We start from the raw sequence: 22,711 nt of genomic DNA, 5'->3' as shown, positions 1-22,711 counted from the left end.
CCAATGGAGCAAAATAGTATGGCAAGAGGTGTGAGTGGCAGGATTGTCATTGAAATAAATCCAGAAACAAAACAAGAACTATATGAACAGCTTATGATGAATAATGTCAGTTTGAAAAGCTGGTTTTTGGAAAATGTCGAGTCTTTCCTTAAAGGCAGGCAACAGCTTACGTTATCACTGGCTACACCCGTCATTCCAGAAGAAAAAGTAAATGAAAAGCGAATATCTGCATGAAATTTAATCCTAAAAGAGTGGCTTTTGGCAGGCATGAAACATTTTCAATGCGCTATAGCTGGCTAACGAAAGCCTATCAAGAAGTGAAGAATGATGCTGGCGTGTTTGACGCTGATGATGCAACGGTCAGGCTTGGCGTTGGTAAGAATATGGTGAATGCTATTCGCTATTGGGCGCAAGCAGCACAGATTCTTGAAAAATGTGAGGATGGTTATCGACCTACGCCGTTAGGTGACTTCATTTTTGATGAGAATGCAGGTTGTGACCCGTATCTGGAAGATGAGGCAACAATTTGGCTGCTTCATTGGCAGATGGCAAGTAATCCCGAAGTGGCGACCTGTTCCTATTGGTTGTTCAATCGTTACCACAAGCCTGAGTTTACGACAGCGGAGGCAACCGAAGCCTTAGCAGACTTTTTGAAGCAACAGGCAAGCGGAAAATACTCTAAAAATACCCTGAAGAACGATGCCGTTGTCACTTTGCGGATGTATTCGGATGCTCGTCCTAGCAAGACAAAGCAGGTGTCGGATGAATTGCTGGATGCACCCTTTACGACGCTTAAACTGCTTTCTCTATTGCCTGATGGTAAAACTCACAAAGTTCAAATTGGGGAGCAAGATCATCTACCCATTGAAATAGTGGCTTATGCGGTTGCTTCACTTTTCAATGCCACTAAGCAAACCTCTTTAGCTATTGAAGATTTGATGTACGGCAAAAGCGATTATCCTGCACCAGGTGCAGTTTTTTGCCTGACTGAGAATGCTTTTCTATTCAAATTAGAACAATTAAAACAACGGAAAAATAATGTATTTTATTTCAGTGAAAGTGCAGGTGTGAATCGGCTTTACAAAACACAGGATATAATCATTGATCCTATGATTTTCTTGAAAGAATACTATGCACAATACAATATTTATGAGGCAGCAGCATGAGCTTGGTTGAAAAAATACAGGTAAATATCAACTACACGCGATCCATTAACCTCGAACGTGACGCTGATTCCGTCGCTGTCGTAAAGGCATATATTCCCACAACCCGCGCTTTAGATACGTTGGCACGTATAGGCGATACGATTACAACAGTAAGCAGTATGCCGCGTGCGTGGACGTTAATGGGGCCATACGGTTCTGGAAAATCGTCCTTTGCTGTTTTTCTTTCCCATTTGTTAGGTGCGGCGGATGATGTCGCAACGGATACAGCACAAAACGTGTTAGCAAAGTGTGATGAGCAAGTCATTGATCAGTTTTGGGATGGGGACGGGCAGCCCTTAGAACATTGTAGGGTCTTTTTGACAGGTAGTCCCGAACCTTTGAGTAAGCGATTAGCTACGGCATTGCTTGATGGAGCAACTGCATTCTTTTCTCGTGAACAGCGTCGATTCCCCTTGGTGCTTGAGCAAATCAGGCAATTGACTTCACAGGATATTATTACCGTCACACAAATTATTGATGTTGTTAGTCAATTACAAGAAGCCATTGCTGTTGATAATGGCTATGGTTTGCTGATTGTCATTGATGAATTGGGTAAATTTCTTGAGTATGAAGCTCGTCACCCTGAAGCTAATGATATTCATCTGTTGCAGGCATTGGCAGAACACGCCTACAAAGGATGTGAACGGGAAGATGGTGCAATTCTGTCTATTTTCGTACTGTTGCATCAATCCTTTGAACAATACGCACGAGGACTAGGGCGGACTCAACAAAACGAATGGGCAAAAGTACAAGGGCGTTTTGAGGTCATTCCTTTTTTGGAATCGGCAGAACAAACCTTGCGAATTGTCGGTAAAGCTATTGAGCAACCGAAAAAGCTACCTAAAAATATTGCGATTGAGGCTGATCAACTAGCGGCAATGTTAGCTGATACCAATGCCCTACCTAGTGCATTGAATCAGTCTTCTGCCAGTCAATTATTCCAGCAATGTTACCCGCTACATCCGGTTAGTGCTTTGTTGTTGCCGTTGCTATGCCAAAAAATAGCCCAAAATGAACGCACCTTGTTTAACTATTTGGGGAGTCATGAGGCGTTTGGTTTTCAAGACAGTCTCAAGCGTTTAGAGCAATTGGGTGATTGGATTTATCCATGGGAAATCTACGATTACTTCATCAGTAATCAACCTGCTGCGGTTGTTGATCATCTGACGCATCGGCGTTGGGCTGAGGTGGTGACAGCATTAGAACGCTTAGGTGATGATAATGCTGATGCAGTGAAGATATTGAAAACCGTAGGCTTGCTAAATCTCATTGGTGCACAAGCAGGATTAAAGGCTTCTAAAGATATTTTGGCAGTATGTTTGAAGGATTCTGCTGATGTAGACGTTGCATTAGATACTTTGCAAAAACGGGCAGTGTTGCAGCTTCGTAAATACAACAATGAATACCGCGTTTGGCAAGGCAGTGATTTTGATCTTGAGGCACGTTTACAAGAAGAACGTGGCAAGCTCGGTGTCTTCAGTTTGGCAGAACGCTTAAGCAAGCAACATGGCGATATGCCCATTGTTGCACGTAAGTTCTCCATTCAAAAAGGCTCGATGCAATATTTCACCACTGCATTCATTGATGCAGGTTCACTGGGTAAGTTGGACGAAGGTGCAAGCACACCTAGAATTGTCTTCTACCTTGCGGAAGATCGGCAAGATGAGGAGACATTCACTAAACGAGTGGTGGCTAACGCATCACCGTTAGATGTGTTGGTGAACTATCCTCATGCGGCAACGTTGCGTGATGCGGTTGCTGATGTGTTGGCATTGGAAGCCGTCCAAAACAAATCCCAAGAGTTGCATTCTGATCCGGTGGCTCAACGTGAATTTCGTGACTATTACCAATTGGCATTGAAAGCAGAAGAGGCACAAGTTTACTTACTGTTGGAACAGCCACAGCGTAGCCATTGGTTTTGGCAGAAAAAACCATTACCTATTGCGAGCAAACAGGCTTTCCAAAGTACCTTATCCGATGTTTTGGGCAAGCTCTATTGCTATATGCCTGAAATTAAGAATGAGTTGATCAATCGTGACAAACCATCGAGCCAAGCCGCAGCGGGACGTAATCGTTTGCTTGAGATGATGTTGTTTAACTCAGATCAAGAATATTTAGGTATCGAGAAATTCCCTCCTGAAAAGGCAATGTACCTTGCTTTACTTCATGCAACGGGCGTTCATCAACAGAATGAGCAAGGGAAATGGGATTTTCGCTCTCCCCCTAGTGGTAGCAGCTTGCATAGAACGTGGGCGGCGATTGAGGAATTTTTGGATTCCACCGATCAGCAAGCTAGAGCTTTTAGTGACCTCAATAACGAACTGACCAGAACACCTTACGGCTTGAAACAGGGCGTTTTGCCCGTGTTGTACTTGGCGGCTTACCTTGTCCATCAGGATGAACTCGCTTTGTATGAAGAGGGGCGCTATGTACCAACGCTTGCAAAAGAAGTGTTGGAACGCTTCGTTAAAACACCGGAACTGTTCAAGGTGCAGTTGTTCAGGGTTGAGGGCATTCGTGCCTCGATCTTTAAGCAATACGTGACGGCATTGTTCAGTGATGATGGCAAAGAACGATCGGTGGTACAGGCAATCAAGCCATTGGCTACGTTTGTGGGTGGACTTAATGAGTACACACAAAAAACCAGTGACTTGTCAGAGAAAGCAAAGGCATTCCGTAATGCTTTTCACCTTGCAAAGTCACCTGAGCAACTGCTGTTTGAGGGCATTCCACAAGCGTTAGGGTTCGATACTCGCCCTGATCAACAAAGCAAGTTTGATGGCTATGTTGATTCGCTTAAAGATACGTTGAGTACTTTGAAACATGCTTACTCTAAAATGTTGGAGCAGCAACAAGGTTTCTTAGCGCAAGCCCTACGACTCAAGCCTGATGCAACGATCCCTGAGATGAGGCGCGTCACAGGTCGTTACTTAGGACTTGATGCGTACACAGTCGATACCGATGGTTTGAAAGCATTTATCAATCGTCTGACGAATACGGAAAAAGATGATAATGATTGGTTTATCAGTATCTTAATGTTCATTGGCAAGAAGTCACCGGAAAAATGGCTAGATGGTGATAAGGCGCAAGCAGATATGCGATTGAATGAATATTCTCGGCGTATGCTTGATCTTGAGGCTTTGCGCATTCATGACCAAAAAAGACAAAACAGCCAAGATGAGTTTGATGTCATCTTGTTGAAATCAATAAAAAAAGGTGGCAAAGAGCGTCAGCAGCCTGTTGCAATTAGTAAAATGCAGCGAGAAGCCACAGATGAGCTAAAAAGTCGATTAAATCATCAACTATTCGGTGCTGATAAAGAATTACAACTTGCAGTATTAGCTGAATTAGTGGATGATTTCTTGCGTGATTATCAGACAACTCAACGCCCCAAAGTAGTTGCCCCCAAGCAATTGAGTAAAGTTAAACATGACTAAGCATTTGACGTTACAAGAAGCTTCAGAACTTGAAGGCTCACGCCACGTCCTCGGATTGTCTGGCGGTAAGGATAGTGCTGCGCTCGCCATTTACCTTCGAGATCACTACCCAGAGATTCATAATCGCGTAGAGTATTTCTTCACTGATACCGGTGCTGAACTTCAGGAGGTCTATGATTTTCTTGATAAACTTGAGGCTTACTTAGGTAAGGAAATTAAAAAACTGAGTCCTGAGCGAGATTTTGAGCATTGGTTGAAAATACACAACAATTATTTACCGTCACCACGGCAGCGTTGGTGTACGTCAATGATGAAAATTAAGCCATTTGAAAAATTTGTTGGCAATGATCCGGTTGTAACTTATATCGGCATTCGAGCAGATGAAAATAGAGAAGGTTATGTTAGTCAGAAAGAAAATATTCAAGCAGTTTTTCCTTTTATGGAAGATGGATTAATTCGGTCAGATATTTTCCGCATTTTAGAAAATACTGTTGGTATTCCAGAATATTATCGGTGGCGTAGTCGTTCAGGTTGCTACTTCTGCTTCTTCCAACGTCAAGATGAATGGTTAGGATTAAAGCGCGAACATCCTGATCTTTTTGCAGAAGCTGTTCGTATTGAGAAAGAGTCAGGGCAAGGTTATACATGGGTGCAAGGCAAGACACTTGAAGAGGTGGTAGCACATGCAGAAAAAACAGAAGGAACACGGACAGCTAACCGTAATGCTAAGAGTGTTCATGCAATAAAGTGGCAAGATGCTTTAAGAGATCAAGAAGATGATGATCCCGAAGATCAGGCTTGTTCAATTTGCGCTCTTTGAGCATCTTTAAGAGAGAGATATATGCCAAAAGTGTCTGATACTTTTACTTCTGAAGCATTATCAATTCAGGATACATTTTTGCTTCACAATAGCAACGTGGGCTATAGAATACCTATCTATCAGCGTGGTTATCGCTGGAATGATGAAAATATTTTTAGGCTTTTTGAATCAATCCTTCATGGCATTATTCTTCTTGAAGAAGATAGCTCAATCAGGTTCATAGGAACAATAATATTATCTAACGATAAAGAAAAGAAGGAAAAAGAATTTGGAGGCATATCCTTATCTATTGTAGATGGTCAGCAACGGCTCAGCACAATTGCGTTAATCATTTGTCGATTAATGAACAAAATAATGCTTGAATCAAACGAGCTAAATTTACAAGAAGAAGATGATTTAAGCCAAGATATTTATTCCTTATTGGATTCTCTAAGAAGTTGCATAGTTGGCAGAAAAAATAGCACTAGAATAAAAGATTATTTATCAGAATTTTATCCCCGATTGGTACGAGAGTCTGTAGATACTAGAGCACATAATGCATCTTCAAAGAAGTATGAGTCATTTATTGCCGAATATTTGTTTAACTTTGGAAAGCACTATTATGATTTCACCCAAGGTGATTTTGAATATAATGATTTTGTATTTCATAGTTTTAGTACAATGAGTGAAAGCGAAGATCAAGTATTTCTTAAAAAATCCATAAAACACATAGATAAATTCATAGACAGAATTTCAAAAGGCGAGGCTTTAACTGATGATTCTGATGAGGAAATATTTCCTTCGAGAGTGAAGTTTTTCAATAATGATAATTATATAAAAATTCTTGAAGGCAATGGTTTATATGTTGACAAAGAAAACTTTAACAAGTTAAGTGATGGATTAGCTAGGGTTATTTTCTTTTCCAGCTATCTTTTAAATAATATTTCTCTTACATGTGTTCAAGTGGAGGATGATAAATATGTTTTTGATATATTTGATGCGCTTAATACTACTGGTGAACCATTAACGGCAATAGAAACATTCAAGCCTGAGGTAATAAAATTCATAGAAGACAGAAAACATATAACAGGTGACTTTTCCAACTCAAGAAGTAGATTATTTTTCGATGAAATTGATCAATGCTTGTCATCAAAAGCAGAAATTTCAAAGTCTCAGAAAGATATAAGGCAAGTTGAAACAAAAGAGATCATAACATCATTTGCCCTATATATAGGTGGGGATACTCAAAATTATGATTTAGGTGGGCAGCGTCGTTATCTGAGAAGTAAATATTCGTTAATTCATTCAGATAATGAATTATATGAGAAAAAAGAATATTTTGTTAAATCATTAAAAGATATTGCTTTTTATAGGAGGATTTTTTGGGAAGAACACTCTCTTGCTAATGCACTTCCAGAAATACTTGATTACCCTGAACGGCAAAAAATATTACTGTGTCTTAATTTTATTAAGGATATGAATACAACACTAGCTATTCCAATTTTAGCACGATATTACTTTGCATCTGAACAATCTAAATGTTGGAGTGATTTTATTAAAGTAGTAAAATCAGTTACTGCATTCTTAGTCATCCGTAGAGCAGCAACAGGAAGTACCGCAGGTATTGATTCTGATTTTAGAAATTTAATGAAAAAAGGACATAAGAAAATTGCGTCAAAGCCTCTTAAGTTAGGGTTGTTGAGCAATAATGAATTAGCTTCGCCCGCAGAACTTAATCAATATCTATTATCTTACATAGACTCTCCGAAACTCGGAACTAATCAAGATAAAGTTCTCAACAAAGAATCTTGGACAAACAAAGTTATCAATCAACCACTATATGACAAATCAAAAGCATTATGTAAGTTCTTATTAATAGTGGCAGCTCATAATTCAGTGGAAGGAAAAGTAAAAAAACATATTCTAACAAAAGAAGGGCGTGATAATTGCAACTTTTTAGAATTATCAAAATGGCGCGATCCTCTTCATAAAACTGTTGAGCATATTGCACCTCAAAATGGAAGGGGTATATGGAGAGATGAGTTATACAATGATATTGACACCGTTCATACAATTGGGAATTTAATTCTACTTCCAGAGTTAGAAAACGCTATCATTGGAAATAAGCCTTGGCTACAAAAGAAGCTTTTTTTTACCGCATTTTCTCAAGAAGATAAAAAAGAAATTGCTGGTATTATTGAAAAAGCAAAAAACAGTCCATATCCATTATCTAAAGCTGCCATTAGAGCTATTGAAGATGGAAAATTCATGCCATTAATATCATCCATTACAGATATAGAAGATTGGAATATTGAGATAGTGACAGAGAGAGGAAGAAATATCTGCCACTTAGCTTGGCATGAGTTGTCTCAGTGGCTAGAAATTAATGAGTAAATTTGTATTAAATATTGGAGACCAAGTTGAATTTTGACAACCTTTTATCAAGAGCCGACGATTCAGCACTACAATATTTGTTAGGTGCTGACTTGATGCGTTTAATCCTTCTACTTGATTCAAAGCTTGCAACGCCGCAACACCTACGAAAATTAATAATAAACTACCGAACTCCATACTCTTTACTATCATCAAAAGATACAAGAGAAATATTGTTTGACTTGCTTCCAAATAATCAGGCAAAGCTCCTAGCTCAGGTGCTAAGTTTAGATTACAGTCAAAATGATTTATATTTCTCACTAAAAAATGTGAATATCAGAAAAGGTTCTGAGAGAGAAAAAGCTGTATTTGACTTCTTTGAAATATCTTTGCCTACTACTTTTATAGAAGAGGAAAAATCCTCATTTTCTCAGAAGGAGGGACAATACTCTTTATTTCCACATCAGCGCTCCGCATCTCGAAAAGTAAATGATTTACTTAAAAGTAATACAAAAAGAGTTGTATTACATATGCCTACGGGATCAGGAAAAACACGTACAGCAATGAGTATAATTGCCGATCACTTGCGAAAAAATGAACCTACATTAGTTATTTGGTTAGCTCATAGTGAAGAACTATGTGAACAAGCAGCTTCAGAATTTGAAAAAGCATGGGGCTGTTTAGGCAATCGTTCAGTAGGTATTTTCAGATATTGGGGAGATCGGTCTCTTAATCTTAATGATGTAAAAGATGGGATTCTTATTGGTGGGTTATCTAAAGTATATAGTACAACAAAAAATAGTTTAAACTTTATCATTACTTTATCTAGTCGAACATCATTAGTTGTTATTGACGAAGCCCATTCAGCGATTGCGGAAACTTATAAGTTAATCCTAGATGCATTAGTTATTATGCGGCATCCTAATCCTGCACTCTTAGGTTTGACTGCAACTCCAGGAAGAACATGGGCAGATATACATATAGACGAACAATTATCAAATTTCTTTTCAAAGCAGAAAGTTACCTTGGAAATCGAAGGATATATCAATCCTGTTGATTATTTGGTTGAAAAAAAATACTTAGCAAAAGCAGTTTATAAGCCTCTTTTTTATGAAGGCGGAACTAATTTTAATGATAGTGATCTAAGGAAAATTCAAGAAAACTTTGATGTGCCGGATAATATTTTAGATCGATTAGCTGAAGATGAAAAGCGAAATTTAGCAATTGTTTCTTCAATTGAGAATTTGGTAAAAAGTCATCAGCGAATTATTGTGTTTTCAACAACAGTGAAGCATTCTGATCTTTTAGCTGCAATTTTACAGTTAAGAGGGCATAGGGCTTACTCAATTACTGGAAAAACAGATGCGAACTTAAGAAAAAATATCATAAATAAGTTCAAAGAAAAAAATGATGATACACAAATTATTTGCAATTTTGGTGTATTGACCACTGGATTTGATGCACCTAAGATTAGTGCCGCACTAATTGCAAGACCAACTAAATCACTTGTTCTATACAGTCAAATGGTAGGAAGAGCGATAAGAGGAGAAAAAGCGGGTGGCAATGAAATGGCTGAAATCATAACTGTAATAGACTATAGTTTACCGGGGTTCGGTAGTGTTGCCGAAGCATTTAATAATTGGGAAGATATTTGGGCTTAAATATGGAAAATACTCACGACATAGTTCCTACACACCTTGTTGTCAATGCCATGCGTGACAACGGATACAAGAATGCGGCATATGCGATTGCTGAATTGATGGATAACTCTATTCAAGCAGGAGCAACAATCGTTGAGCTTTTATGTGGTGAACGAATAGAACAGTTAAAACAGCGTGCAAGAGCACGTATAAGCGAAATAGCAGTGTTAGACAACGGTCACGGAATGACTTCTGATGTGTTACAAATGGCTCTCCAATTTGGTAATGGAACACGTTTAAATGATTTCAGTGGTATTGGACGATTTGGTATGGGATTACCAAATTCATCAATATCTCAAGCACGAAGAGTAGAAGTTTGGAGTTGGAGAAATGGTTCTGAAAATGCAATCTATAGCTATCTTGATATAGATGAAATTGAGAAATCACAATTAAAATCCGTGCCAACACCTATTATTAAGGAAATACCAGATATATGGAAAGAAGTCGGTTCTAATTTTGGAATGACGGGAACGCTTGTTGTTTGGAAGAACATAGACAAAATTATGTGGCGTACTGCTAACTCTATTATTGATAATTCAGAATTAATTATTGGACGAATGTATCGCTATTTTTTAGTCGATGACTCAGTGGTGATCAAGCTTAAATCATTTGACATGAGTGCGATGCCAATGCTTCGTCAAGTATCATCTCGTAACGCATTACCAAATGATCCTTTATATTTATTTGCTAAAACATCATGCCCAGAACCATTTGATAACGAACCAATGTTTGAAAATGGCGATTTTAAAAATACAGAGTTTGAAATCAACTTCAATGATAGTATTCATGTTGTTACAGTAAAGTTTGCTTACGCTAAGGAGTCAGCAAGAACAGGGCATAATCCCGGTGCACGCTCTTATGGCAAACATGCTGCAAAAAATCTGGGCGTATCTATTGTGCGAGCAAATCGTGAACTTGATTTAGATACATCTTGGTCTGATCCCTCCGATCCCCGTGATCGTTGGTGGGGAGTAGAAGTGAATTTTCCACCAGCATTAGATGATTTGTTTGGTGTAACTAATAACAAACAATCAGCTCGTAATTTTTCTGAATTAGCCAAAGTTGATTTAGAGTCTCTACTTGAAGATGGCCAAACAATTGCTTCAGCAAAAGAATACTTAGATGAAAATGAAGATCCTAGATTGCCATTAATAGAGTTAGCTCAGCATATACGGAAAAATATTAGTACAATTCGTCGGCTAATTAAAGCACAAACAACGACTAACGAATCTAATAAGAGACATGACTCGCCTCATTCAGAAGAAAAAGGCACTGAAGCAACCCGTAAACGTCAGAACGAAGGCTATGAAGGAAAAAGTGACACTCAAGAAAGAACACTACCTCCTGATGTGCGTGAGAAAGAAATTGCTGATGTACTTACAGAAGCAGGGGCAACGACAGAAGTAGCTAAAAGCTTAGCAGCTAGAACGGTCAAACAAAATTTAAAATATACTTTTGTTAAATCAAATTTAAGTACGCCTGCTTTTTTCGATGTTCAATCTCGTGGTGGCGCAATCATATTGTCATTGAATGTTGATCATCCTGCATACAATCATCTTATTGAATTATTACAGGATGACATTGATGAGGCTAATGAATCCGTATTGCGTACTCGATTAATGAAAGCTCGTGAGGGGCTAGAATTACTACTGATGGCATGGGCGCGTTATGAAGATGAACAACCTGATGGTCAAAGAAGAACTAAGGCTCAAGAGGCACGTTGGGATTGGGGACGCATGGCTAGAGAATTTCTTGTTGATGAATGATTTAGAGATTGACAGATGTACTTGAAAGAAGAGTGGCACGTAAGGAAAATTATATTGGAAGCTGCTTTAGATGTGCTTTCTGATGGGCAGAACTATACTGCTCGTCAGATTATTTCTCAATTAGAAAAGAAAAACATTAATGCACCAAAGAAGCTTGTAAATAGTGTATTATTTAGTGAAGGTCGTCGTTATGTAACTTACAACAAATCTTCATTTTTTTATCAATTAAAGTCAGTTGACGAGTCTGAAATAGAACAGAATGAAAATATTATTGGAACTTCTTTTGTAGAAGTTATTGGCAATAACTGTGGTGCAATTAAAGCCAAATATATAGGGAGAAATGACGAGTTTATTTTTACTAGTAAGACATCTACAAGTCCAGCTTTCTTTGATGTTTATGCGAAAGGAAAAACTATTGAAATTTCTCTCAATGAAAACCATCCGTTGTTTTCCGATTTAAATAAATTGCTATTTTCTTTAATGGAAAGTGAAAATCATGAAAGTAATCTCATGGCACGTAAAACTATTGAGTTAATAATTTTAGCTTGGGCTAAACATGAAAGCGAACAGCCGGAAGGAATGAGAAAAAATAAAGTAGAAGAGGCAAGAATAGATTGGGGTAGAAATGCTAGAGATATTCTTTTGAGCGAATTAATACAAGATGTTGAGTAACTATCTATGATGGGGAAAATAATAGGAAATGATGTTTATATTTCTATCGTCTCCGTAGATAAATTAAATAGCTTTCATAAACATATATTTGAGCGATATTTCCATGATTTGAGCGAAGATGTTAAGCTGAAAATCAATGTAATTCGTGTTAATAGCTATGATAAAGATATTTCATTCTTAGAGTATGAAAATTTAAGTGAGGAAGCATTTCCAAAACTTTTTACCTCAATTCGAGCTGGTAATGATTTCCCATATCCGCGTAAGACTGACTATAGTTGTAGTAACAACCCCCCATCCTCCACCGCAAAGAACTCCTTCTCCCCCCTGATCACCCCGACATTCCCAAATTCGCCGCGCTTACCAAGCAACTCGAAGATGCCGGACTTTTCAAAGACTCCCGCAAAATCGGCTATAAAAAACAATGGGAAGAACGCCTCCGCAATGCAGGTTACAAAGTCGTCGATCACAAACTGGTTAAACTCGACGGAAGTGAAATAGAACCACCGGAAGTGACAAAAAAGACTTCCAACGTCGAACGCCACCGCACCGCGTTAACCCGCTACGCCCTCTCCAAACCCATGCAACTCCTCGCCAAGCATGACTTTCTGGAAGGCAAACACACCATCTTCGACTACGGTTGCGGCAAAGGCAGCGACGTAGACATCCTGCGCCAAAACAACCTCACCGCCAACGGCTGGGATCCGCACTTCTGCCCCGAAAACCCCAAACACACCGCCGATATTGTCAACCTCGGCTTCGTCATCAACGTGATCGAAGACAAAACCGAACGCATGGAAGCTGTGTTAGGCGCATACCAACTTTGCACCCAATTCCTGTGCGCGGCGGTCATGCTCGGCGAACAATCCCCCGAACGCGGGCGTTTGTTCCGTGATGGCGTACTCACCAGCCGCAACACCTTCCAACGCTATTATTCCCAAGAAGAATTCCGCGAATACCTGCGCCACGTACTCGATGAAGACCCAGTAGCCGTCGGCCCCGGCGTGTTTTTCGTATTCAAAGACAAAGACGCAGAACAAGCATTTCTGGAACGCCGCTACCGCAACCGCGCTACCGCCAACCGCCTGATCAGCCAATTACCCAAAGTGCCGAAAGCCCCCAAAGCCGAACGCGCCGCCCGCCTCACCAAAGCCGACAAAGAACGCGCCTTCTACGAACAACACGCAGCCTTATTGGATGCACTCTGGCTACGCTGGCTAGAACTGGGCAGACCGCCCCAAGACGACGAATTCCCCGACCTTACCGCCAGCAAAGACCTATTCGGCACAACACAACGCGCCCTGAAATTCCTGCAACGCTTCCAGGGTGATGAACTGCTAAAACTCGCCTTCGACAGCCGCCGCGATGATCTCACGGTGTACTTTGCGATGCGCCGTTTCGACCAACAACGCATCTACCGCCATTTACCGGAAAGCCTCAAGCGCGATGTCAAAGCTTTCTTCCAAAACTATCAACACGCCCAAACCGACGGCGAACGCCTGTTATTCTCAGCGGGCAACCCCGCGTTGCTGCGCCAAATGTGCCAACACGCCGCCGCGCAAGGCTATGGCTATCTCGATGAAGAAGGCGCGTTCACCTTCCACACCGCGCAAGTCGTGGCATTGCCGCCGATTTTACGGGTCTACATCGGTTGCGCCACCTTCGTTTTCGGTGACGTGACTTCTGCCGATTTGCTGAAAATACATGCCGAATCCGGCAAATTATCGTTAATGAAATACGATGACTTTGAAGAATCGCCCCTGCCGCGCTTGCTGGAACGCATCAAAATCAGCCTGGTCAACCAGCGTTTCGAGTATTACAAATACGGCGATACCTACACCCCGCCTTACCTGTACCGGAAAGCGCGTTTCCTCACCCCCGATTTCCCGCACTACGCCGAACAACTCGCCTTTGACCAGGTGCTGGCAACCCACCCTGAATTTGCCTTAGACGGTTACGGAATGCCCCCCGAACAATTCGATGCCACCTTGCAGCGTTTACGCTTGGCAGTCGTGGGCTTTGAACTGCAACCCGCGCAACACACCCCCGCGTTGGATGACCCCTGCGGTCAATACCACACCTTCCGCGATTTCATCAAATGCGGCGCAACCCAAGCCAACACCGGCTTACCCAACCTGCCCAAACAGCCTGACACCTATAACGCACTCGCCGCGCTTGCCCTGCACATTATCGACCCGGTAATGGATTACTTTGGCGGTATCGAACTCACCTACGGTTTCTGCTCCCCCGAACTCGCCAAACACATCAAGGGCAGCATCGACCCCAAACGCGACCAACACGCCGCCCATGAAGTGAATACCCGTGGCAACCTGATCTGCGAACGCAAAGGTGCAGCCTGTGATTTCATCATCCCCGACGAAAACATGCTGGAAGTCGCGCAATGGATCGTGCAAAACACCCCGTTTGACCGCCTGTATTTCTACGGCAACGACAAACCGCTACACGTCAGCTACAGCGATGCAAACAGCCGCGCCATCGTGCTGATGTTACCGGGGAAAAGTGGGCGGCTCGTGCCGAAAGTGGTGACGGCGGAAAGATTCAGCGAAATAACCCTTGATTGCCCTCGTTAAGTCTACATTGAGCTACACTAAGCGTAACTTCATGTAGACCTAAATAGCGATGCAACCGATTAAACACTTGGCAAATACGCTCAAAGCACTGGCTAACAGTGAACATTGTTTGTTCACCTTGAGTGATTTACGGGGCGCAATGCCGGAGCAAACCCCTGCTGCATTCAAGGCATTACTCAGCCGTGCAGAACAGACTGGCTTGCTTAAACGCATTTGCCGGGGTTTATACCTTTACCCAGAAGCCTGCGCTAACGATGGCTTGCTGTTGTACCGTGCAGCGGCGCGGTTGCGGGCGGGTGAATTTAATTACATCAGTCTGGAATCAGCCTTGAGTGATGCGGGTGTTATTTCTCAGCTTCCCATGAACTGGGTTACGCTGATGTCATCGGGACGCACGCATACTATGGATTGTGGCAACTTCGGCAAGATTGAATTCATCCACACCAAAAAGCAGGCGGCAGATTTGGCAAACCAACTGGTTTACGACACCCGTTGCCATTTATGGCGGGCAAATGTGGGATTAGCATTACGCGATATGAAGCGCACCTGTCGCGATACGGATTTAATTGACTGGAAGGTTGCCCATGAACTTGTTTGACCAGCTTGTTTCCCAAGCCATGCAAGAGCAAGGTGATCTAGCCCCGTTACGCATCGTGGTGGAAAAAGAGTTGCTGCACCATGACATTCTGCGGGAGATGGCGGAAGCGGGGTTGTTGAATCAATTGACTTTCATCGGTGGCACTTGCTTGCGGGCGTGTTACGGTTCTAACCGTTTAAGCGAAGATTTGGATTTTACCGGCGGTGCTGATTTTCAGCGTGAAACCCTGAGTCACTTGGGCGCGGTATTGGTTGAACGTTTACGGGTAAAATACGGTCTTGCGGTTGAAGTCAGCGAGCCAAGCCGCGAATCGGGCAATGTGGATACGTGGAAATTACGGGTGATTACCCAGCCGAAACAACGGCATTTGCCTGCCCAGCGTATTAATATCGACATTTGCGCTATCCCCAGTTACGACAAACGCCCGCAGGTATTACGCAACCATTACGGGGTGGACATGGGAACATCCGGTCTGATCCTGCAAGCCGAAAGCCGTGAAGAAATTCTTGCTGACAAATTAGTGGCTTTCGCGTTACGCCCCAACCGCATCAAAAACCGTGACTTGTGGGACATCACTTGGTTACGACAACAAAATATTCATGCTCCATTAGGCTTGGTAGCAAAGAAGGTGATTGATCATCGCTATGCGACCCAACAGTTTACGCAATTGATGGCACAACGTTCCCAGCAGTTGCGTGATGACCCTGATATTCATCGCTATTTTGTGCAGGAAATGCGCCGTTTTCTCCCCACTGCTGTAGTGGTGCGCACAGTAGAAAATACCGCCTTTTGGACTTATCTGGCAGACACCGTGCAGGGCGAATGTGCGCGGGTTATGCAATTTTTAGAGGCGGGTGATACAGCTCAGCAGTTTACGATGTAAGATTACAACTCATCGCTGCATACCTCGATGTTTTGCTCTATCACTGACGGTGCTACACTCTTCCCCCTATTCGCGGGTGCAGCAATGGGGCGACCCGTATTCCTTGTTTGACGGAGTTTGTGATGTTAAAGGTTGGTTTTGTCGGTTGGCGCGGTATGGTCGGTTCGGTACTGATGGAACGGATGCGGGCGGAACACGATTTTCAGGGCTTTGAGCCAGTATTTTTCACCACTTCGCAGTCCGGCAAACCCGGCCCTGACGTAGGCATGGGCGTGAAACCGCTGGAAGACGCAATGAATATCGACAAGCTGGCGGAAATGGACATTATCCTCTCCTGCCAAGGCGGTGATTACACCAATGCGGTCTACGCCCCACTTCGCGCTCGCTGGAACGGCTATTGGATTGACGCGGCTTCCACCTTGCGCATGGCTGATGATGCCATCATCGTACTCGACCCGGTAAACCGCAATGTCATCGACGCGGGCTTGCAAAGCGGCATTAAAAATTACATCGGCGGCAACTGCACTGTTTCCCTGATGCTGATGGCCTTGGGCGGCTTGTTTGAAAAAGGGCTGGTCGAATGGATCACCTCCATGACTTACCAAGCGGCTTCCGGTGCGGGCGCGAAAAACATGCGCGAATTGCTCACGCAAATGGGCGAATTGAATGGCGAAGTCGGTGATTTGCTGGCAGACCCTGCTTCCGCGATTCTCGACATCGACACCAAAGTCACCGCGAAATTGAATGACAGCACGCTTTCCACCGCCAATTTTGGTGCGCCCTTGGCAGGTAGCCTGATTCCGTGGATCGACAAGCTGTGGGAAAACGGGCAAACCAAGGAAGAATGGAAAGGCATTGCCGAAACCAACAAAATCCTCGGCAAAACGGCAGCGAACCTCATCCCCGTCGACGGGCAGTGCGTGCGTATCGGCGCAATGCGTTGCCATTCGCAAGGTTTCACCATCAAGCTTACGCAAGATTTGCCGCTGGCGGAAATCGAAAGCATTATCGCCAGCCATAACGAGTGGGTAAAAATCATCCCGAATGACAAGGAATCCACTTTGCACGGCCTGACACCGGTACAAGCGTCTGGCACGCTGACGGTTCCGGTTGGGCGTATTCGCAAAATGAACTTGGGGCCGGAATACCTCACCGCGTTCACCGTCGGCGACCAATTGCTGTGGGGTGCGGCTGAACCCGTGCGCCGCATGTTAAAAATTGCGCTGCAACACCTCAATAATGCGTAGTCACTAGTGGAAACCCTAAGCACCTCCTGTGAGTTCTCATGAGTAATGTCATGATTTGTCTAGGCTTAATCACCTATGATTTACAGGAGATTAAGCACCAAGCAAAATACCACTACAGGAGGCCGCCCCCATGATTTCATACATGGAGCTCAATGAGCAAAACCACAAAATTACTGAATTGTCCAATGTGTTAAGTTACCTGATTAACGAACGTTCCATGTGTGATACCGAAGTATCCTGTGAGTTGTTTTTCCGTTATGTCGAACTGGTAAAAGAGCATCTGGAAACCGAAGAGCGCGAGTTATACCAGTTGTTGTTGATGGATGATGACAACGATGCTCGCAATACCGGGCGCAAATTCCTCTCCGGTTCGGGCGAAATCAAGCGAGTCTTTGGGCAATATTTGAAACGCTGGTGCAAAGGCAAAGAACTGCGCATTCGTGATCATGAAGCGTTTATCCGCGATACCCGCGAGATTTTTGCGTTGGTGATTCGCCGCATTGACGACGAAATCGTGCATTTATACCCGACGTTATTGAATAACGGGCATTTGCCGATGAAGGCGCAAGCGGCTTAATGATCGGTGTCGGTGAGGGGGCTTGCCCCTCACTCGGTTGTCCATTTAAATGACAAGGTGCCAATCACCAAAAACACCGCTGCCATTGCCACCAATACCAGCAATTGCACACCAATATCCGCCAAGCCCGCCCCATCCAGCATAATCGCCCGCGCCGCACTGAGGATGTGGGTCAACGGTGACAATTGACTCACCCATTGCATGACTGGGTTAGTGCCTTCCATCGAAAACCATACCCCCGACAACACCATCATTGGCCAAGTCAGCAGATTGAGTAAACCCCCCGCCAATTCCTCGCTGCTCACTCGTGCCGCAACCACCAAGCTCAGTGCAATCAGGGTAAACGCGCCCAATACCAGCACCAACAACAGATTCCAATAACTGCCTTCCATCGTGAAATGCATGAACAAGTTAGTGCCAGTAAACACAATCGTGGTCACGAAGACGACCAGCGCCAAACGTGAAGCAATTTGCGCCAATAGGAATTCGGTAGCTCTCAAGGGCGTGGCATTCAGGCGTTTCAAATAACCGCTTTTGCGGTAGCGCACAATCACAAAGCCCACGCCAAACAAGCAACTGAACATTAAGTTCATCCCCAAAATGCCGGGAACCACCCAATCGACGTAGCGGATTTCTGCGCCCTGCACACTCTGTGGTTGTAAGGCTGTACCGCCGCTGTGTTGCAACAGCTTTTCCAGAAAGTAACCGTTCTGCGAATCGCTATTGATCCAATACCGGGCAGATTCGGCACGTAAATCCAGCAGCATATCGACCTGATGCCGCCCGACTTTGCGCACCGTCGCCTCCACTGCATCCGGTGTCACCTCATAAAACTCAACGTGTTCGGTGTGCAGAAACGGATGTTCGGCACTCTGGGCGACCACCGCGACTTTGAACAGCGGCTGTCCATCCCCCGAAAACACAAATGCCAAGCCAAACACCAGCGCGATTGGCAAAATGAAATTCCAGCCAAGGGTGGAACGATCCCGCAAAAATTCCAGAGAGCGGGCGTAAAACGTTGCCCAAATACGCTTGATCATGCGCGTAACTCCTTGCCGGTAAGCGCCAAAAACAGGTCTTCCAAGGTGCGGGGGCGTACTTGCAAACCCGCCAAGGATGCGCCGTGTTGGATCAGCAATCCCAAGGTGGCGTTCACGTCTTGGGTGATAATTTCCACCGTGCCGGTCACTTTATCCAAATAACGGTGCGGAATGATTTGCGCCGCTTCTGGGAAATCGCGTTCGGGCAATTCGATAATCACGTCTTGGAAATGCGTTGCCAGCAAGGTATCGGGCGAACCGTGGGCGATGATTTTGCCGTGATCCATGATCACGATTTCATCACACAGGTTGTACGCCTCTTCCATGTAATGCGTGGTCAGCAACACCGTTTTGTGGCGGGCTTTGATAGTGTTGACCAGTTCCCAGAAGTTGAGGCGAGCTTGCGGGTCGAGTCCGGTGGTGGGTTCGTCGAGGAACACCACATCGGGGTCATTCACCAGCGCTAATGCCAGTAACATGCGTTGGCGTTGCCCGCCGGAGAGTTTGCTGGCATCACGGTCGAGGTACTCTTCCAAGCGACAAATCGCTACCAATTCGTCCAGCGGTAAACTGTGCGGGTATAAGCTGCTAAAAAACTTGAGATTCTCACGCACCGTGAGGAAATCTTGCAAGGCGGTGGATTGAAATTGAATCCCCGCTTCTTGGCGAAAACGTGCGCCTTGTATCTCGCCTTTGTAGCGAATTTCGCCCGCTGTGGGTTTGGTAATGCCTTCCAACATTTCGATGGTGGTGGTTTTACCCGCGCCGTTTGGCCCTAGCAAGCCAAAGCAAATGCCGGGGCGCACCTCAAAGTCGATGCCATTCACGGCATTCACGCCGGGGTAGTGTTTGTGCAGATCGCGCACTTCCAGAATCGCTTGCGTCATTTGCTTGATAACTCCATTTTCCACAACAAGCCCATGCCGACCACCATAAAGGCGGCTGCCATTAACAAACCGCCTTGGTAACTGCCGGTTGCGTCGGCAATGTAGCCGGTAATCGCGGGGGCGACGATTTGTGCCACGCCGTAACTCAAGGTCAGCCGTGCCATCGCTTTGGCAGGGTTGGCGGGGTAATAACGCCCGATAACCGTCAAGGTCAGGCTGACAATACCGATAAAAGTTGCACCATACAGCGCGGCGCTCAATACCGCCAATAAAGGATGCTGGGATAAGGCTGGCAATAAAATCGACACAATTTGCCCCGCAAAGGCCAATTGCAAGGCGCGAATGTCACCGACTCGCCGTGCCACCCGATCCCACACAAAACAGGCAGGCGTGGCGGCAAGCCCCACCAATACCCACGTCCAGTTTCCCCAGCCTGCTAATGCCGGAATTTTTTCCACCATCGCCACGGTGAAGGTGGCACTGACCACAAAGCCTACACCCGCGCAAAAATACATCGCCACCATCAGCAGTAACCAGCGGCGTGACGGCGGCGTTTGGGTGTGGGTGGCTTGCGCCGTTGTCGGGAGCGGTTCGGGCAACCATAACCAAGCGGGAATAAACAGCAGCGCCGCCAGCAGACTAAGCGTCCACCATTGCTGCGCCCAATCCAGCGCCAAGGCACTCATGGCAACCGCCACTAACCCCGACACTAAAATGCCACCGCCCAAGCCGCCGAAATGGATGCCGAGTTCGGGGCGATGCCCATTGCGTATTAGCCAGCTTAGCATTAAGCCTGACCCGATCAGCATTCCAGCGGCACTGCTTAAACCTGCGGTATAACGAAAAATCGACCACAGCACCATGTCTTGCGTTAGTGCCATGCCTGCAATGCTCAACACGCCAATGACTAAGCCTGCGCGGTAGAGTCGGTATTTGGTGTGCAAGCTGCTAATGGAGGCGGCGAGTAATGCGCCACTCATGTAACCCATGTAATTGAAGGTGGCAAGCCAACCGCCTGCAACTTCGGTGAGCCAGGTTTCTGCCCGCATCACGGGAAGCAACGGCGTGTAGGCAAACCGCGCTAATCCCACGGTGAGGATCAGGCTGCAAATGCCTGCCAGCAATACTTTTCTTGTGTCTGTCGAACGCAGCATACCCGCACCTGATCATTGTGATTGGCCAGCGCGGATAATGGCACAAAATATTGTTGCAGTGCGCTACTATTTCACAGCGCCGCGAGGCGATCCAACGCCCGGTAACTCAGGGCTTCGGTCAAATGCGCGGTGCGAATCTCAGCACTTTCGGCAAGATCGGCAATGGTACGCGCCACTTTGAGGATGCGGTGATAGGCGCGAGCGGAAAGCTTGAAACGTTCCATTGCCGCATTCAGCAATTTCTGGTCTTTTTCCGCCAATACGCAATAGTGGTCGACATCGCGTCCAGTCAAGGCATTGTTGATTTTGCCTTGGCGGGCGTGTTGGCGGGAACGCGCCGCTTCGACCCGTTCGCGCACGGTAGCACTGGTTTCGCCGTGTTTGAAGGATTGCAAATCCTCTTGCTTGACCCGTGGTACTTCGATTTGCAGGTCGATGCGATCTAAAAACGGCGCGGAAATGCGGCTGCGGTGTTTGCGTTGACGTTCCGGGCTGCATTCGCAATTGTCACGCAAATCGCAGGCACGCCCTTGCGGACATGGATTCATGGCGGCGACGAGCTGGAATTTGGCAGGGTAAGTGGCTTGGCGGGCGGCGCGGGAAAGCGTGATCTTGCCGGTTTCCAACGGTTCGCGCAGCACGTCGAGTACGGTGCGGTCGAATTCAGTGAGTTCGTCGAGAAACAAAATACCGTGATGCGCGAGGGAAATTTCCCCCGGTTTGACTTGCGAACCACCGCCGACCAAGGCTACGCCGGACGAGGTGTGATGCGGTTCGCGCACTTGGCGTTGCCCCCAGCGGCTGGCTTCAAACCCGTGATGGCTGATCGAGGCAATCGCAGCGGATTCCAGCGCTTCGTCTTCGGATAATGGCGGCAAAATCGTGGCAAGGCGATTGGCGAGCATGGTTTTGCCCGTCCCTGGTGGTCCGACCATCAGCAAATTGTGACCGCCCGCAGCGGCAATTTCCAACGCCCGACGTGCCATGAACTGCCCCTTCACATCGCTAAGATCGAAGGGGTAAGTAGTCTCGGTGGTTTCAATGTGTTGTTCCCAACGCACCAGCGGTTCACTGCCGTGCAGGTGTTCCACCACTTCGCTGAGGGTATTGGCGGCAAAAACCTTCAAGCCTTTGATCAAGCTGGCTTCGGCAGCATTGTCTTGCGGCACGATCAACGCACGTCCGGCTTGCAGGGCGGCAAACGCGGTGGGCAAGACGCCGCGTACCGGACGCAATTGCCCGCCTAAGGATAATTCACCGATGAATTCGTAGCCCTGCAATACCTCGTGGGGCAATTGCTCACTCGCCGCTAACATGCCAATCGCAATCGGTAAATCGAAACGCCCGCCATCTTTGGGAATATCCGCCGGAGCCAGATTAATGGTGACGCGCCGCAGTGGAAAGTTGAAATCGGAATTGGTCATGGCGGCTTTGACACGATCCCGGCTTTCTTTCACGGCAGTTTCGGGCAAGCCGACGATGGAAACACCGGGCAGACCATTGGCGAGGTGCACTTCGACGCTCACTAACGGGGCATCCAGCCCGTTATTGGTGCGGCTGTAAACGATGGCTAAGCTCATAATGATTATTGCTGACTATTGGTGCGGAAATGGCACTTATATTGCGTTTTTTACGCGATTTGCTCAAAAAAAGTCGACAAAAGGTAAATGCCAGAACTGGCATACAAGTTGCTTAAACACTACAGTACGCGACTATCGCTTTTTTCGTCACGACTGTGAAATCAATCACGGTTTTTACAGTCAAAACGTTTTATAACCTGGTAAA

The 22,711-nt window shown here is 45.3% G+C and carries 18 protein-coding genes and 1 pseudogene; 14 read left to right on the top strand and 5 right to left on the bottom strand.

The features are described from left to right. Positions 1–18 precede the first annotated feature (18 nt). The 14 genes from HMY34_RS08785 to HMY34_RS20160 all read left to right on the top strand — a co-directional run bounded on the left by HMY34_RS08785 (position 19) and on the right by HMY34_RS20160 (position 17,845). Positions 19–234, top strand: a complete 216-nt coding sequence (locus HMY34_RS08785; RefSeq protein WP_202718867.1) for a hypothetical protein — start codon at positions 19–21, stop codon at positions 232–234. Continuing rightward, positions 231–1,166, top strand: a complete 936-nt coding sequence (locus tag HMY34_RS08780; RefSeq protein ID WP_202718866.1) for a DUF4007 family protein — start codon at positions 231–233, stop codon at positions 1,164–1,166. Before HMY34_RS08785 ends, HMY34_RS08780 begins: the two co-directional genes overlap by 4 nt. Next, complete coding sequence (locus tag HMY34_RS08775) at positions 1,163–4,642, top strand: hypothetical protein (RefSeq protein WP_202718865.1); 3,480 nt, start codon at positions 1,163–1,165, stop codon at positions 4,640–4,642. Before HMY34_RS08780 ends, HMY34_RS08775 begins: the two co-directional genes overlap by 4 nt. Continuing rightward, positions 4,635–5,462, top strand: coding sequence for a phosphoadenosine phosphosulfate reductase family protein (locus tag HMY34_RS08770; protein WP_202718864.1), 828 nt, complete (start codon positions 4,635–4,637; stop codon positions 5,460–5,462). Before HMY34_RS08775 ends, HMY34_RS08770 begins: the two co-directional genes overlap by 8 nt. Before the next feature lie 21 nt (positions 5,463–5,483). Next, complete coding sequence (locus HMY34_RS08765) at positions 5,484–7,835, top strand: DUF262 domain-containing HNH endonuclease family protein (protein WP_202718863.1); 2,352 nt, start codon at positions 5,484–5,486, stop codon at positions 7,833–7,835. 26 nt (positions 7,836–7,861) lie between these two features. Beyond that, positions 7,862–9,475, top strand: a complete 1,614-nt coding sequence (locus HMY34_RS08760; protein ID WP_202718862.1) for a DEAD/DEAH box helicase — start codon at positions 7,862–7,864, stop codon at positions 9,473–9,475. 2 nt (positions 9,476–9,477) lie between these two features. Beyond that, positions 9,478–11,280, top strand: a complete 1,803-nt coding sequence (locus tag HMY34_RS08755; protein WP_202718861.1) for an ATP-binding protein — start codon at positions 9,478–9,480, stop codon at positions 11,278–11,280. Positions 11,281–11,334: 54 nt separating this feature from the next. Beyond that, on the top strand, positions 11,335–11,952 hold the full coding sequence (locus HMY34_RS08750) for a hypothetical protein (RefSeq protein WP_202718860.1): 618 nt from the start codon (positions 11,335–11,337) through the stop codon (positions 11,950–11,952). Positions 11,953–11,958: 6 nt separating this feature from the next. After that, positions 11,959–12,450: a hypothetical protein gene (locus HMY34_RS08745; RefSeq protein WP_202718859.1), complete on the top strand. Its 492-nt coding sequence runs from the start codon at positions 11,959–11,961 to the stop codon at positions 12,448–12,450. 11 nt (positions 12,451–12,461) lie between these two features. Then, positions 12,462–14,540 carry a DNA phosphorothioation-associated putative methyltransferase gene (locus HMY34_RS08740; protein ID WP_202718858.1) on the top strand — a complete coding sequence of 693 codons (2,079 nt, stop codon included), beginning with the start codon at positions 12,462–12,464 and terminating at the stop codon, positions 14,538–14,540. A gap of 49 nt (positions 14,541–14,589) precedes the next feature. Next, the gene (gene abiEi / locus HMY34_RS08735; protein ID WP_202718857.1) at positions 14,590–15,138 is read left to right on the top strand and encodes a type IV toxin-antitoxin system AbiEi family antitoxin; all 549 of its coding nucleotides are present in this window, start codon (positions 14,590–14,592) and stop codon (positions 15,136–15,138) included. Beyond that, positions 15,125–16,021 carry a nucleotidyl transferase AbiEii/AbiGii toxin family protein gene (locus tag HMY34_RS08730; protein ID WP_202718856.1) on the top strand — a complete coding sequence of 299 codons (897 nt, stop codon included), beginning with the start codon at positions 15,125–15,127 and terminating at the stop codon, positions 16,019–16,021. Before abiEi ends, HMY34_RS08730 begins: the two co-directional genes overlap by 14 nt. A 122-nt stretch (positions 16,022–16,143) precedes the next feature. Further along, positions 16,144–17,268, top strand: coding sequence for an aspartate-semialdehyde dehydrogenase (gene asd / locus HMY34_RS08725; protein ID WP_202718855.1), 1,125 nt, complete (start codon positions 16,144–16,146; stop codon positions 17,266–17,268). A gap of 130 nt (positions 17,269–17,398) precedes the next feature. Further along, a complete protein-coding gene (locus HMY34_RS20160) occupies positions 17,399–17,845 on the top strand; it encodes a hypothetical protein (RefSeq protein WP_228288021.1) in 447 nt (148 codons plus the stop codon). Here HMY34_RS20160 and HMY34_RS20550 read toward each other — a convergent pair. From HMY34_RS20550 to HMY34_RS08700, 5 genes and pseudogenes are all read right to left on the bottom strand, one after another. Further along, positions 17,820–17,909: pseudogene (locus HMY34_RS20550) on the bottom strand (hypothetical protein); the annotation flags it as partial. The gene HMY34_RS20160 and the pseudogene HMY34_RS20550 sit on opposite strands and share 26 nt — an antisense overlap. Further along, positions 17,875–18,885, bottom strand: coding sequence for an ABC transporter permease (locus tag HMY34_RS08715; protein ID WP_202718853.1), 1,011 nt, complete (start codon positions 18,883–18,885; stop codon positions 17,875–17,877). The pseudogene HMY34_RS20550 and the gene HMY34_RS08715, both read right to left, overlap by 35 nt. Then, entirely contained in the window at positions 18,882–19,772 is an 891-nt protein-coding gene (locus HMY34_RS08710; protein ID WP_202718852.1) for an ABC transporter ATP-binding protein, read from the bottom strand. Before HMY34_RS08710 ends, HMY34_RS08715 begins: the two co-directional genes overlap by 4 nt. After that, the gene (locus tag HMY34_RS08705) at positions 19,769–20,926 is read right to left on the bottom strand and encodes a YbfB/YjiJ family MFS transporter (protein WP_202718851.1); all 1,158 of its coding nucleotides are present in this window, start codon (positions 20,924–20,926) and stop codon (positions 19,769–19,771) included. Before HMY34_RS08705 ends, HMY34_RS08710 begins: the two co-directional genes overlap by 4 nt. A 71-nt stretch (positions 20,927–20,997) precedes the next feature. After that, entirely contained in the window at positions 20,998–22,506 is a 1,509-nt protein-coding gene (locus HMY34_RS08700; RefSeq protein WP_202718850.1) for a YifB family Mg chelatase-like AAA ATPase, read from the bottom strand. Between the last annotated feature and the right edge of the window lie 205 nt (positions 22,507–22,711).

This window comes from Thiothrix subterranea, from assembly GCF_016772315.1.
Taxonomy (GTDB): domain Bacteria; phylum Pseudomonadota; class Gammaproteobacteria; order Thiotrichales; family Thiotrichaceae; genus Thiothrix; species Thiothrix subterranea.
Note: the sequence above shows the minus strand (reverse complement) of the source record. Positions and strands in the feature narration are given on the sequence as shown.